This window comes from Actinomadura kijaniata, assembly GCF_014138665.1.
GTDB classification, from domain to species: domain Bacteria; phylum Actinomycetota; class Actinomycetes; order Streptosporangiales; family Streptosporangiaceae; genus Spirillospora; species Spirillospora kijaniata.
On the sequence record NZ_JACJIA010000021.1, the window covers coordinates 1 to 12,906 of the forward strand.

General features: G+C 74.1%; 13 protein-coding genes. 5 read left to right on the top strand and 8 right to left on the bottom strand.

Annotated features, from left to right (window positions below):
* Positions 1-105: elongation factor 1-alpha C-terminal domain-related protein (locus HNR61_RS50615; RefSeq protein ID WP_376770309.1), on the top strand; the 105-nt coding region annotated here is incomplete at its 5' end.
* 14 nt (positions 106-119) lie between these two features.
* On the opposite strand, the gene paaE is transcribed toward HNR61_RS50615, so the two are convergent.
* The 6 genes from paaE to paaZ are packed head-to-tail and all read right to left on the bottom strand — an operon-like array spanning position 120 to position 5,725.
* Positions 120-1,187 (bottom strand): 1,2-phenylacetyl-CoA epoxidase subunit PaaE, encoded by a 1,068-nt coding sequence (gene paaE, locus HNR61_RS43605; protein ID WP_182849024.1) that lies wholly within the window; start codon positions 1,185-1,187, stop codon positions 120-122.
* A gap of 2 nt (positions 1,188-1,189) precedes the next feature.
* A complete protein-coding gene (gene paaD / locus HNR61_RS43610) occupies positions 1,190-1,690 on the bottom strand; it encodes a 1,2-phenylacetyl-CoA epoxidase subunit PaaD (RefSeq protein ID WP_182849025.1) in 501 nt (166 codons plus the stop codon).
* On the bottom strand, positions 1,684-2,505 hold the full coding sequence (gene paaC, locus HNR61_RS43615; protein ID WP_182849026.1) for a 1,2-phenylacetyl-CoA epoxidase subunit PaaC: 822 nt from the start codon (positions 2,503-2,505) through the stop codon (positions 1,684-1,686). Before paaC ends, paaD begins: the two co-directional genes overlap by 7 nt.
* 12 nt (positions 2,506-2,517) lie before the next feature.
* Entirely contained in the window at positions 2,518-2,796 is a 279-nt protein-coding gene (gene paaB, locus HNR61_RS43620) for a 1,2-phenylacetyl-CoA epoxidase subunit PaaB (protein ID WP_182849027.1), read from the bottom strand.
* Positions 2,793-3,719, bottom strand: coding sequence for a 1,2-phenylacetyl-CoA epoxidase subunit PaaA (paaA, locus tag HNR61_RS43625; RefSeq protein ID WP_182849028.1), 927 nt, complete (start codon positions 3,717-3,719; stop codon positions 2,793-2,795). Before paaA ends, paaB begins: the two co-directional genes overlap by 4 nt.
* Positions 3,716-5,725 (bottom strand): phenylacetic acid degradation bifunctional protein PaaZ, encoded by a 2,010-nt coding sequence (gene paaZ / locus HNR61_RS43630; protein WP_182849029.1) that lies wholly within the window; start codon positions 5,723-5,725, stop codon positions 3,716-3,718. The genes paaA and paaZ overlap by 4 nt, the downstream gene beginning before the upstream one ends.
* A gap of 244 nt (positions 5,726-5,969) precedes the next feature.
* Here paaZ and paaI point away from each other — a divergent pair, with 244 nt between their 5' ends.
* The 3 genes from paaI (at position 5,970) to HNR61_RS43645 (ending at position 10,541) form a co-directional block, all read left to right on the top strand.
* Entirely contained in the window at positions 5,970-6,368 is a 399-nt protein-coding gene (gene paaI / locus HNR61_RS43635; protein WP_182849030.1) for a hydroxyphenylacetyl-CoA thioesterase PaaI, read from the top strand.
* Positions 6,369-6,499: 131 nt separating this feature from the next.
* Positions 6,500-8,269 carry an HSP90 family protein gene (locus tag HNR61_RS43640; RefSeq protein ID WP_182849031.1) on the top strand — a complete coding sequence of 590 codons (1,770 nt, stop codon included), beginning with the start codon at positions 6,500-6,502 and terminating at the stop codon, positions 8,267-8,269.
* Between the two features lie 4 nt (positions 8,270-8,273).
* The gene (locus tag HNR61_RS43645) at positions 8,274-10,541 is read left to right on the top strand and encodes a hypothetical protein (RefSeq protein ID WP_182849032.1); all 2,268 of its coding nucleotides are present in this window, start codon (positions 8,274-8,276) and stop codon (positions 10,539-10,541) included.
* 12 nt (positions 10,542-10,553) lie between these two features.
* Here HNR61_RS43645 and HNR61_RS43650 read toward each other — a convergent pair whose 3' ends face one another.
* Both HNR61_RS43650 and HNR61_RS43655 read right to left on the bottom strand, forming a co-directional pair.
* Complete coding sequence (locus HNR61_RS43650; RefSeq protein WP_182849033.1) at positions 10,554-11,162, bottom strand: TetR-type transcription factor C-terminal domain-containing protein; 609 nt, start codon at positions 11,160-11,162, stop codon at positions 10,554-10,556.
* A gap of 31 nt (positions 11,163-11,193) precedes the next feature.
* Positions 11,194-11,706, bottom strand: a complete 513-nt coding sequence (locus HNR61_RS43655; protein WP_083998763.1) for an Lrp/AsnC family transcriptional regulator — start codon at positions 11,704-11,706, stop codon at positions 11,194-11,196.
* A gap of 99 nt (positions 11,707-11,805) precedes the next feature.
* Here HNR61_RS43655 and pdhA point away from each other — a divergent pair, with 99 nt between their 5' ends.
* Positions 11,806-12,903, top strand: a complete 1,098-nt coding sequence (gene pdhA, locus HNR61_RS43660; protein ID WP_312898379.1) for a pyruvate dehydrogenase (acetyl-transferring) E1 component subunit alpha — start codon at positions 11,806-11,808, stop codon at positions 12,901-12,903.
* The last annotated feature ends 3 nt before the right edge of the window (positions 12,904-12,906 follow it).

The window sequence follows — 12,906 nt, forward strand, 5'->3', positions numbered from 1 at the left end:
TTCGTCGACGACTACGGCCGCAACCGGCTGACCGGCGGGTTCATCCTCATCGACGAGGCCACCCACAACACCGTCGCCGCCGGAATGATCACCGGTGCCCGGTAGGGCGGGGCGCGGCGCTAGGCGTCGAAGTCCACGGTGACCGGCTCACCGACGGCCTCGGACTGGCAGGTCAGCACGAAGCCCGCGTCCACCTCGGCCGGGTCCAGCGCGTAGTTGCGGCGCATCTTGACCCGCCCCTGGGTGACCTTGGCGCGGCAGGTGCCGCACACGCCGCCCTTGCAGGCGAACGGCAGGTCGGGGCGGACGCGCTGGGCGCCGTCCAGCACGGTCGCGCCCGCCGGGAGGTCCACGGCGGTGGTGCGGCCGTCCAGGACCACGGTGACGGGGGTGCTGGGGCCGGTCGGCCCGGCGGCGGGGCGCTCCCGCACCGGGGGCGGGGCGTCCTCGACGTAGAACAGCTCGCGGTGGACGCGGTCGCGCGGCACGTCCATCCCGGCCAGCACGTCCATCGCGTCGGTGACCATGCCGTGCGGGCCGCACAGCCACCAGTGGTCGACCTCGTCGACCGGGACCAGCAGCGGCAGCAGGGTGCGGAGCTTGGCCGCGTCGAGGCGGCCGGTGAGGATCTCGGGCTCGCGGACCTCGCGGGACAGGACGTGCACCAGGTGGAGGCGGTCGGGGTGGGCGTCCTTCAGGTCGGCCAGCTCGTCGGCGAACATGACCGTGTCGCTGGTGCGGTTGCCGTACAGCAGCGTGACGTGGGTGCCGGGGACGGCGAGGGCCGAGGCGGCGACCGACAGGACCGGGGTGATCCCGGACCCGGCGGCGATCATGACGTGGTGGGAGCCGGGCTCCAGGTCGTTGGTGAACGAGCCGCCCGGCGGCAGCACCTCGATCTCGTCGCCCGGCCGCACCTCGCGGACCAGCCAGGAGGAGAACAGCCCGCCAGGCACCTCGCGCACGCCGACGCGCGGCGCGCCGCCCGCCGGGGAGCAGATCGAGTAGGAGCGGCGCTCGTCGCGGCCGTCCACCAGGCGGCGCAGGGTGAGGGACTGACCGGGCCGGAAGGCGTACCGGTCGGCCAGGTCGCCGGGGATCTCGAAGGTGAGGGCGACGGCGTCGTCGCACAGGCGCTCGACGGCGGCCACGCGCAGCGCGTGCGGGGTGCGGTTCGGCACGGCCAACGTCAGATCTCCTTGAAGTGGTCGAAGGGTTCGCGGCAGGAGCGGCAGCGGCGCAGCGCCCTGCAGGCGGTCGCGCCGAACTCCGACACCTCCTCGGTGTCGGTGGAGCCGCAGCTCGGGCACGCCGCGCGGCGGGTCGGGCCGAGGGTGAGCGGGATCGGGCCGCACGGGCGGCGCGGCGCGGGGCCGGGCGGCGCGATGCCCGCGGCGGCGAGCTTGCGGCGGCCGGGCTCGGTGATGTGGTCGCTGCTCCACGGCGGGCTCAGCGTCACCCGCACCTCGACGTCGCGGTACCCGGCGCCGGTGAGGCGGTGCACGAGGTCGTCGCGCATCGTGTCCATCGCGGGGCAGCCGCTGTAGGTGGGCGTGATCGACACCACGACCCGGTCGCCGTCCTCGGTCACCTCGCGCAGCACGCCGAGCTCGGCGAGGGTGAGCTGCGGCAGCTCCGGGTCGGTGACGGTCTCGGCGATCTCGCGGGCGCGCGTCGCGGTGGTCACCATGTCGCCTCCGGGAGGGCGCGGGCCACGCTCTGCAGCTCCTCCAGCAGCGGGTGGAGGGCCCCGGTGTGCTCGCCGCGCGGGACGGCCTTCCCGGCGTCCGGGGGCGCCGGCAGCGTCGCCTGTCCGAGCACCTCGGCGATCACCTGGTCGAACTCGGCGCGCACGGTGGCGGGGTCCACGGCGAACGGGGCCGACTCGACGGGGTCGGCGGCGAACAGGTCCGCCGTGTACGGCCACACCTCGTCCAGCGCGCGCCGCATCCGCCGGTGGGACTCCTCGGTGCCGTCGCCGAGCCGGACCGCCCAGCGGGCGGCGTAGTCACGGTGGTAGGTCAGCTCCTTGACGGACTTGGCGGCGATGGCGGCCAGCACCGTGTCGGAGGACAGCCGCAGCCGGTCCATGACGGCCAGCCGCCAGGTGGAGAACGCCAGCAGCCGCACCACCAGGTGCGCGAAGTCCCCGCCCGGGATCTCGGCGAGCCGGACGTTGCGGAACTCGGCGGCGTCCCGGTGGAAGGCCAGCTCGTCCTCGTCGCGGCCGGTGCGGGCCAGCAGCAGCCGGGCCTGGCCGAGCAGGTCCAGCGCGATGTTGGCGATGGCGACCTCGTCCTCCAGCTCGGGGGCGCGGGTGATCCACTCCTGGAGCCGGTGGGACATGACCAGCGCGTCGTCGCCGAGCATCAGGCAGTACCCGGCCAGCGCGTCGTCGGCCGGGGTCATCTCGACCCCGGCCAGGGGGTCGCTGAAGCCGGTGCCGAACGCCCAGCGGGCGTCGCCGTCGCCGGTCAGGGCCGCGTAAACGTTGTCGAAGCTCATCGGAAGGGCCCGTCAGATGTGGGGGACGTCGTCGGGGATGGAGTAGAAGGTCGGGTGCCGGTACACCTTGTCGGCGCTGGGGTCGAAGAAGGCGTCCTTCTCGTCGGGGCTGGAGGCGGTGATGTCGGAGGACCTCACCACCCAGATGCTGACGCCCTCGTTGCGGCGGGTGTACAGGTCGCGGGCGTTGTGCAGCGCGGTCTCGGCGTCGGGGGCGTGCAGCGATCCGACGTGGACGTGGTTCAGGCCGCGCTTGCCGCGGACGAACACCTCGTACAGCGGCCAGCTCATCGGGCTGCCTCCTTCTCGGGGGCGTGCTTGCGGGCGTGGGCGAGGGCGGCCTCGCGGACCCAGGCGCCGTCCTCGTGGGCGCGGCGGCGGCGTTCGAGGCGCTCGGCGTTGCAGGGGCCGTCGCCGGAGATGACGCGCTTCAGCTCGTCCCAGTCGGGCTCGCCGAAGTCGTGGTGGCCGCGTTCGGGGTTCCAGCGCAGCTCGGGGTCGGGCAGGGTGACGCCGAGCCTCTCGGCCTGCGGGACGGTCATGTCGACGAACTTCTGCCGCAGCTCGTCGTTGGTGTGCCGCTTGATCTTCCACGCCATGGACTGGGCGGTGTTGGGCGAGTTCGCGTCGGGCGGGCCGAACATCATCAGCGACGGCCACCACCAGCGGTCCACCGCGTCCTGCACCATCTCCCGCTGGGCGTCGGTGCCGCGCATCATCGTCATCAGCAGCTCGTAGCCCTGCCGCTGGTGGAAGGACTCCTCCTTGCAGATGCGGATCATCGCGCGGGCGTAGGGGCCGAAGGAGCTGCGGCACAGCGGCACCTGGTTGCAGATGGCCGCGCCGTCCACCAGCCAGCCGATCACGCCGACGTCGGCGTAGCCCAGCGTCGGGTAGTTGAAGATCGAGGAGTACTTCTGGCGGCCGGTGATGAGGCGTTCGGTCAGGTCGGCGCGGTCCACGCCGAGGGTCTCGGCGGCGGCGTACAGGTACAGGCCGTGCCCGGCCTCGTCCTGCACCTTGGCCAGCAGGATCGCCTTGCGGCGCAGCGACGGCGCGCGGGTGATCCAGTAGCCCTCCGGCTGCATCCCGATGATCTCGGAGTGGGCGTGCTGCGCGATCTGCCGGACCATCGTCTTGCGGTAGCCCTCGGGCATCTCGTCGCGGGGCTCGACCCGCTGGTCGGCCGCGATGATCTCGTCGAAGGTGCTCATCGGTCCCTCCGGTCCTTCGCGACGAGGGTCAGCACGTCGTACTTGGCCACCGAGGCGCCGTCCTGGTTGACGACGTCGGCGTCCCAGCGCACCTCGCCGTAGTCGGCGTTCTCGCGCGGGGTGATCTGCTTGGCGGTCAGGGTGACGGTGAGGCCATCGCCGACCTTGACGGGGGTGAGGAAGCGCAGGTTCTCCAGGCCGTAGTTGGCGAGGACGGGGCCGGGCTCGGGCGCGACGAACAGGCCCGCGGCGAACGACACCACCAGGTAGCCGTGCGCGACGATCCCGCCGAACAGCGGGTTGGCGGCGGCGGCCTCCTCGTCGGTGTGGGCGTAGAAGGTGTCGCCGGTGAACTCGGCGAAGTGCGCGACGTCCTCGGCGGTGACGGCGCGGGGCCCGGCGGTGACCGAGTCGCCGACGCGCAGCTCGGCCAGGCTCTTGCGGAACGGGTGGACGCCCTCGGAGCGCCTGGCGCCCGCCGTCCACCGGCCGGTGACCGCGGTGAGGACGTCCGGTGACCCCTGCACGGCGGTGCGCTGCATGTGGTGCAGGATCGCGCGGACGCCGCCGAGCTCCTCGCCGCCGCCCGCGCGGCCGGGGCCGCCGTGGGTGAGGGCGGGCATGGGCGAGCCGTGGCCGGTGGACTCCTTGGCGCAGGACCGGTCGAGGACGAGCACGCGGCCGTGCCAGTGGGCCGCGCCGAGCACGATCTCGCGGGCGAACGCGGGGTCCTCGGTCACCACCGAGGCGACCAGGCTGCCCCGGCCGCGCCCGGCGTAGTCGATGACCTGCTCGGTGGTGTCGTACGGCAGCAGGGTGCTGACCGGCCCGAACGCCTCCACCTCGTGCGGCTCGGGGCGCTCGGGGTCGCCGAGCAGCAGCAGCGGGGACAGGAACGCGCCGTCCTGCGCCCGGTCCCCGGCGATCTCGACGCGGTCGGGGTCGCCGAACACGATCTCGCCGCCGAGGGCCTTGAGCTGGCGGCGGACCTCCTCGCGCTGCTGGAGGCCGACCAGCGCGCCCATCCGCACGCCCTCCACCGACGGGTCGCCGACGACGATCCCGCCGAGGCGTTCGCGGGCCGCCGCGACGACCTCGTCCAGGCGGTCGCGGGGCACGAACGCGCGGCGGATCGCGGTGCACTTCTGCCCGGCCTTGACGGTCATCTCGGTGACGAGCTGTTTGACGAACAGGTCGAGGTCGCCGTCCGGGCCGAGGACGGAGGCGTTGAGGGAGTCGGCCTCGGCGTTGAACCGCACGGCGCGTTCCACGATCGCCGGGTGGACGCGCAGCCGGCGCGCGGTCGTGGCCGAGCCGGTGAACGCCACGACGTCCTGCTCGGTGACGTGGTCGAGCAGGTCGCCGGGCTCGGCGCAGGCGAGCTGGAGCGTCCCCTCGGGCAGCAGCCCCGACTCCAGGATCAGCTCGACGAGGCGGGCGGTGAGGTAGGCGGTCTGCGGGGCGGGCTTGACCAGGGAGGGCATCCCGGCGACGAACGCCGGGGCGAACTTCTCCAGCGGCCCCCAGACGGGGAAGTTGAACGCGTTGATCTGCACGGCGACGCCCCGCAGCGGCGTGCAGACGTGCCGCCCCACGAACGTGCCGCCCCGGCTGAGCCCCTCGACGTCGCCGTCCACGTGGACGGTGTCGTTGGGCATCTCGCGGCGGCCCTTGCCGGAGTAGGCGAACAGCGTGCCGATGCCGCCGTCCACGTCGATCCGGGAGTCGGCGAGGGTGGCGCCGGTGCGGGCCGACAGCGCGTACAGCTCCTCGCGGTGCTCGTTCAGGTACGACCCGAGGGCCTTGAGCAGCGCGGCGCGCTGGTGGAACGTCAGCTCGCGCAGCGCCGCGCCGGACCGGCGGCCGTACTCCAGCGCGGCGGCGTAGTCGAGGCCCTCGGTGGAGAACCGGGCGACCTCCTCGCCGGTGACGGCGTCGTGCAGCGGCGCCCCCTCGTCGGTGGGCGTGCGCCAGGACCCCGAGACGTAACTGCGCAGCACCGCCATTGGCCCGTCCTCCCAGAATTACTGACCGTACGTTCGGTAAGTAATTCTAGACCGGGACGCCCGCCGGGAACAGCCCCGATCGCTTGATCCTTCCCTCCGCTCTTCCAGGAGCCCCTCCCCGACCTGCTTTCACTGCGAACAGTGGCGGAATTCTTGCTGTCCGGAGTCATCCGATCCCCGTCCCAGGCTCCGTGACACGGCCGTCCAGCCGCCCCCTCCCGGCCCCGGCTACACTCCGGCGTCCATGAACCAGGCACACGAGATGTTCGACGCCGACCTCGCCTCGCGGGCGCTCGGCATCGAGCTGCGCTCCGCCGAGGGCGGGCGGGCCGAGGCGGCCATGCGGGTCACCGAGGCCATGGTCAACGGCCACGGCATCGCGCACGGCGGCTACGTGTTCCTGCTGGCCGACACCGCGTTCGCGCTGGCCTGCAACAGCCACGGGCCGGTCACCGTCGCGGCCGGGGCCGACATCACGTTCGTGCGCCCGGCCCGGCTCGGTGACCTCCTCGTGGCGGTCGCCGAGGAGCGCACGCGCTACGGGCGCAGCGGGATCTACGACGTGACCGTGCGACGGGACGGCGAGGTGGTCGCGGAGTTCCGGGGACGCAGCCGGGAGTTCCCCACGCGACCGGAAGCCTGAGAGCCGTTCCGGAGCGGACCGCGCACGCGGGCGCGCTACCTGACCGGCGGGCCCGAAGCCGAAGGCGAGGGCTTGGAAACACGACGCGGTCCCTGGAACCCGGAGCCCGCTCCGGCCATCTCAGTGGGGTGATGACCGGTCAGCCTCCGCCGGAGCGGCCCGCCGCCCGCACCTTCAACGTCGACCTGCGCGGGATCGTGGACCTGCTCAGCCGCCACCTGTACAGCAGCCCCCGCGTCTACGTGCGCGAACTGCTCCAGAACGCCGTGGACGCCACCACCGCGCGCGGCGGGCCGCCCGGTCCGGTCCGCATCGAGGCGGGGGGCGGGCGGCTGCGGATCGAGGACGCGGGCGTCGGGCTCACCGAGCCCGAGGTGCACGAGTTCCTCGCCACCATCGGCAACTCCGCCAAGCGCGACGCGCTGGGGTTCGCGCGCCACGACTTCCTCGGCCAGTTCGGGATCGGGCTGCTGTCGTGCTTCCTGGTCGCCGACGAGATCGAGGTCGTGACGCGCAGCGCCGCGCGGGACGCGCCCGCCGTCGTGTGGCGCGGGCACGCCGACGGGCACTACACCGTCGCGCCGGGCGCCCGGGACGAGCCCGGCACCACCGTCACGCTGCGCGCCCGCCGGGACTTCGAGCACTGGCTGGAGCCGTCCACGGTGCGGGAGCTGGTGCGGCACTACGGCGCGCTGCTCCCCTACGACGTCCGGGTGAACGGCGAGCGGCTCACCGACGGGGTCCCGCCCTGGGAGGCCGGGCGGGAGGCGATGCTCGGGTACGGGACGCGCCTTCTGGGGGCGGTCCCGCTCGACGCGATCGACCTGTCGGTGCCCGAGGCGGGGCTGCGCGGCGTGGCGTACGTCCTCCCGCACGAGACCAACCCGAGCGAACCGGCGACCCACCGCGTCTACCTCAAGCGGATGCTGCTGGGCGACCGCGTCGACGGGATCCTGCCGGAGTGGGCGTTCTTCGTCCGCTGCGTCCTCGACACCGACGAGCTGCGGCCCACCGCCAGCCGGGAGCAGCTCTACCACGACGAGCTGCTGGTCGTCGCGCGGGAGGCGCTGGGCGAGCGGCTGCGGTCCTGGCTGGTGCGGATGGCCGCGACCGAGCCCGAGCGGCTGGGCGCGTTCCTCGGCGTGCACCACCGCGGGGTGATGGCGCTGGCCGTCCACGACGACGAGATGCTGCGCGTGGTGGACGAGTGGATCCCCTTCGACACCGGCGAGGGGGCGGTCACGCTCGCCGAGTTCCGGGCGCGGCACCGCGAGATCCGCTACACCGCGCGGGCCGAGGAGTTCCGGCAGCTGGCGGGGATCGCCGCCGCGCAGGGCGTCGCCCTGGTGAACGGCGGCTACACCTACCACGCCGAGATCCTGCACCGGCTGCCGCGCCTGGACCCGGGCCTGGACGTGCGGGCGCTCGACCCGGCCGAGCTCGCCACCCGGTTCGACCGGGTCGGCCCGGCCGTGGAGTTCGCCGCCCGCGACCTGCTCGCCATCGCCCGGCGGACCCTCGCCGACCGGGGCTGTACGCCGGTGCTGCGCGCGTTCTCCCCGACCGCCCTCCCGGCGCTGTACCTGGAGGGCGAGCGGCCGCGCCACGCCGACGACGCGGACACGGCGGAGGGCGTGTGGGCGGAGTTCACCGACGCCCCACCCGCGCCCGGGATCCCGCCTGAGGCCGAGCCCGGCCCGCTGCTGGTCCTCAACCACCGCAACCCGATGGTCGCCCGCCTGACCAGCACCGCCGACGCCCGCGTCGTGGAACTCGCGGTCGAGGCGCTGTACGGGTACGCGCTGCTGACGGGGAACCGCGCGCTGCGCCCCGGCGACGTCGCGGGAGTGAACCGCGCCTTCCTCGGCCTGGTCGAGCACGCCATCCGCACCGGGAGCTGAGGACATGACGATCGTTGACGGGGACGGCCTGCGGCGGCGGCTCGACGCGGCGTGGGACCTGGATCCGGAGAAGACCGGGGGCGGCCCGGAGCCGTTCATGGCCACGATGCGGGCGCTGCTGGCCGACGCCGAGGCGTTCGGCGAGCCGGAGACCCTGTTCCGGGTCCGGATCGGTTACGCCTACTCGCTGGGCTTCAAGGGCTGGGACAACAGCTCCCGGGAGGTGACCGGCGAATGGCTCGGAGTCCTGCGGCGGTGCCTGCTGATGTGGCACGCCGAGCCGCACCGCTACGACGAGGACTACGTCACGGCGATGTGGACGCAGCTCTACCGGCTCCTCGACGTGTTCGTCCGGACCTTTCCCGAGCCCGCCGACCGCATCCGGCGGCTGATCGACGAGCTGGAACGGTACTGCCCGCCCACCCGGCCCGGGACGCGTTACGCGCTCGACGAGGCGCGGCTCCGCCTCGCGGCCCGCCGGGGGGACGTCGCCGAGGTGGAGCGGTTGTGGACCGGGCTGCGGACGCGGGAGATCCCGCGCGAGCACATGTTCCCCGACGGTGTGGCCTCGATCGACGCCACCATGTGGATCCGGCTCGGCCGTCCCGACCGCGCCGTCGCGGCGCTGGCCCCCGTGCTGACCGGGCAGATCCCCGCGCGCGACGGCCACGACCACGAGGACTCCCTGCTGGTGCCGTACCTGCTGACCGGCCGGGTGGACGAGGCGGTGGCGGCGCACCAGCGCGCCTACACGCGTTCCGGGATGAAACTGGAGGAGGTCGCCGCGCACCTGGAGTTCTGCGCCCGCACCGGCAACGAGGAGCGCGGGCTGGACGTCCTGCACCGCAACTTCGCACGCATCGGCTACCACTGCGACTCCGTCGACGCCATGTGGACGGCGGCAGCGGCGGCGCTGCTGTGCCGCCGCGTGGTCGCCGCCGGGCTGGACCGGGAGTGGGTCTGGGAGTGCGGTTGCGCCGACCCCGCGTGCGAGACGCTGCCGATCTACACCTATGCCAAGCTGGGCCAGGACCTGCGTTGGCACGCCACCCGGTTCGCCGAGCACATGGACGAGCTGAACGGCACCCCGCACCTCGGCGAGCGGATCGACGCGCTGCTGCGCGCCGAACCGGTCGTCGACCGGCTGGAGCTGCCGCCCGCCGCCGCGCCCGCCCGGCACCGCGCCGAGCCGCCGCGCTCCCCGCACCTGGACGCCACCGACGACGCGGGCCTGCTGCGGGCCCTCGACCTGGCGCGCGCCGCGGACTCCGGCACCTCCCGGATCGTCCTGACCCAGCGGGTGCTGCAGAACGCGCTGGTGGGCGGCGCGACGCGGGCGCTGGTGGAGGCCCGGTTCGCGCTGCTGGACGACCTGCTGCCCGACGGCTGGGAGCTCTGGAGCACGGACCTGTTCTCCTGCCTGGTCGAGCTGTTCCGCCTGCACGAGGCCCGGCCGACGCTGCTCGGCGCGGACCGGGTCGCGGCGATGTGGCGGGCCGTCCCGGTCGCGCTGGAGCGGGCCCTCACCCTGCCCGGAACGCATCTGCGGCAGGTCCACGCGCTCCTGGACACGCTGGAGCGGCACGAGCGCCCCTGCGCCGGCGACCGGCGGCACGTCCGGTGGTTCCGGGCCTGGGCGTGGGCGCGCGCGGGCGAGCCGGAGGCCGCCCGCGCCGCCTGGGAACGCTTCCTGGCCCTGCCCCCGGCCGAGCGCCGCGCCGCGTCCGGGGACACCGCGCGCGCCGTCCAGTGGTGGCTGGACCTGGGCCGCGACCGGTGGGCGTTCGAGTCGGCGGAGGCGCTTGCGGCCGAGGCCGAACGGAGCCGCCTGCTGCCCGCCCTGCTGCGCGCCGGTCGCGTGGACGAGGCCCACGAGCTGCACGAACGCACCTACCGGACGGTGACGGGGGCGCCCGAGGTGGCGGCGCATCTGCAGTTCTGCGCGCGCACCGGGAGGCTGGAGCACGGGCGGGAGATCATCGGGCGGGTCCTCGACCTGTACCACGTGGCCGACGACGAGGAGTTCGCGTTCGACCGGCTGCGGGCGTACGCCGGGGCGGTCCTGCTGGGCGAACGCCTGGCGGCGGCGGGCCTGGACGAGCCCTGGACCTGGCCCGCCGACGACTGCTGCCCGGCCGAGGACGGCTGGAGCCACGCCCGGCTGGCCGCCGCGTGCCGCAGGCACCTGGCCCTCTACGCGCGCCGCTGGGAGGAGCTGGTCGGCACCGACTTCCACACCCGCGCGGTCACCGCGCTGGCCGACGGCCGCTGACCGGCCGGGCGGTCAGACGCGCAGGCCCTCGAAGGCGGTCGTGCGCACCAGCGCGGCCAGGTCGCCGACGTCCATCCCGCCGCCCGGCCGGTACCACTCGGTCAGCGAGTTGACCATGCCGAACAGCAGCCGCGCCCCGACCGCCGGGTCGATGTCGGGGCGCAGGTCGCCCTCCGCCACCGCGCGCTCCATCAGCTCGGCCACCAGGTGGTCGAACGCCCGGCGCCGCTCCACCGCCCGCCGCTCCACGTCGGTGTTGCCGCGCACCCGCAGCAGCAGGGTCACGAACGGCAGCCGCTCGGCCAGCACGTGGACGCTGCGCTCGGTGAGGAACTCCAGGCGCTCGATCGCCCGGCCGTCCCGGGCCCGCGCCTGCTCGGCCGCCTCGAACAGGCCGTCCAGCGCGCGGTCGGTCGCCATCCGCAGCAGCTCCTCCTTGCTGGCGACATGGTGGTAGATCGCCGACTTGGTGATCCCGAGGCTGCGGGCCAGCGCCTCCATGCCGGTGGCCTCGTAGCCGCGCTCGTTGAACAGCCGGACGGCCGCCGCCAGAACGGATTCGAGATCGTGGCCGGGCCGCCCCCGCTTGGCGGGCGGCCGGGCCGAGACGCTGGAAGACACGGGATCGAGTATCGCAGCCGGAACGTTCCGGTCAGCCCAGCAGCAGGTCGTCGGCGGACTCCTCGAAGATCACCAGGGTGCGGGTGCTGCGCACGCCGGGGATCGAGTGGAACTCGTGCAGGACCAGGGCGCGCAGCTCGGCGGCGTCCCGGACGCGGACCAGCGCGAGCACGTCGAAGTCGCCGCCCAGCAGCGCGAAGTGCCGCACGGCGGGCAGGCCGCGCAGCCGGTCGCACACGGTGCGCCAGGAGTTCTGCTCGATCTTGAGGGTGACGTACACCGAGGTGCCGAACCCGGCCTTGACCGGGTCGAGCCGGACGGTGAAGCCGCGCACCACGCCGTCCTCCAGGAGCCGGTCCAGGCGGCTGTAGGCGTTGGCGCGGGAGATGTGCAGGCGTTCGGCCAGGGCCCGGACCGACACGCGGGCGTCCCGGGACAGCTCCTCGACGATCCGCTGGTCGATCTCGTCCAGCGCCGGTGCCGAAGGTCTGCGTTCCGGGCGGCGCGGGCCGCCCGGAGTGGACGTTCGTTCATCGGAATCCATCGGATCGCTCCAAATGTCTTTTCTTTCCCGTCCGCTCTGGACGGTTGGCGCTGGTCAGAGCACTGTATCGGGCAAATGGCCACGAACGGGAGAAACGCCGTGACGACGAGGTCCGGTATCGATCTGCTGCCCACGTCCCGACCGCTCCAGCTCCTCGACAAGCGCGGCCGCCGCGCCCCGAAGACGCGCGGCGGCGGGCTGGCGATGCCCGACGACGAGACGCTGCTGGCCGCGTACCGCGCGCTGGTGGTGGGACGCCGGTTCGACCGGCAGGCCACCAACCTGGTCAAGCAGGGACGGCTCGCCGTCTACCCGTCCTCGCACGGGCAGGAGGCCAGCGAGGTGGGCGCGGTGCTGGCGCTGCGCCCCACCGACTGGCTGTTCCCCACCTACCGCGACAGCGTCGCGCTGGTCACGCGGGGCATCGACCCGGTGGAGGTGCTGACGCTGCTGCGCGGCGACTGGCACAGCGGCTACGACCCGGTCGCCCACCGCACCGCGCCGCAGTGCACGCCGCTGGCGACGCAGGCCCCGCACGCGGTCGGGTTCGCGCACGCGGCGCGCCTCAAGGGCGAGGACACGGTGGCGCTGGCGTTCCTGGGCGACGGCGCGACCAGCGAGGGCGACTTCCACGAGGCCCTGAACTTCGCGGCCGTCTTCCGGGCCCCGGTGGTGTTCTTCGTGCAGAACAACCAGTACGCGATCTCGGTGCCGCTGGCGCGGCAGACCGCCGCCCCGTCGCTGGCGCACAAGGCCGTCGGGTACGGGATGCCGGGCGTCGGCGTGGACGGCAACGACGTCGCCGCCGTGATCGCGGCCGTCGCGCAGGCCGCCGACCGCGCCCGGTCCGGCGGCGGCCCCATCCTGATCGAGGCGCACACCTACCGGATGGAGGCGCACACCAACGCCGACGACGCCACCCGGTACCGCACCGACGAGGAGGTCGCCGCCTGGCGCGACCGCGACCCCGTCGACCGGATCACCGCCCATCTGCGCGGCGCCGGGCTGCTGGACGACGCCCGCGCCGACGCCGTCGCCGCCGAGGCCGAACGCGTCGCCGCCGACCTGCGCGAACGCCTGCCCGAGCAGACCCCGCCGGACCCGGCGGAGCTGTTCGCGCACGTGTACTCCTCCCCCACCCCCCAGCTGCGCGAGCAGGCCGACCTGCTGCGCGCCGAACTCGCCGAGGAGGACTGATCC

Excerpts from the sequence above, each read along its gene's own strand:
- paaD (WP_182849025.1), bottom strand. The coding sequence starts at position 1,690 with ATGGTGACCACCGCGACGCGCGCCCGCGAGATCGCCGAGACCGTCACC.
- paaC (WP_182849026.1), bottom strand. The coding sequence starts at position 2,505 with ATGAGCTTCGACAACGTTTACGCGGCCCTGACCGGCGACGGCGACGCC.
- paaB (WP_182849027.1), bottom strand. The coding sequence starts at position 2,796 with ATGAGCTGGCCGCTGTACGAGGTGTTCGTCCGCGGCAAGCGCGGCCTG.
- paaA (WP_182849028.1), bottom strand. The coding sequence starts at position 3,719 with ATGAGCACCTTCGACGAGATCATCGCGGCCGACCAGCGGGTCGAGCCC.
- paaZ (WP_182849029.1), bottom strand. The coding sequence starts at position 5,725 with ATGGCGGTGCTGCGCAGTTACGTCTCGGGGTCCTGGCGCACGCCCACC.
- paaI (WP_182849030.1), top strand. The coding sequence starts at position 5,970 with ATGAACCAGGCACACGAGATGTTCGACGCCGACCTCGCCTCGCGGGCG.
- HNR61_RS43640 (WP_182849031.1), top strand. The coding sequence starts at position 6,500 with ATGACCGGTCAGCCTCCGCCGGAGCGGCCCGCCGCCCGCACCTTCAAC.
- HNR61_RS43645 (WP_182849032.1), top strand. The coding sequence starts at position 8,274 with ATGACGATCGTTGACGGGGACGGCCTGCGGCGGCGGCTCGACGCGGCG.
- HNR61_RS43655 (WP_083998763.1), bottom strand. The coding sequence starts at position 11,706 with ATGGATTCCGATGAACGAACGTCCACTCCGGGCGGCCCGCGCCGCCCG.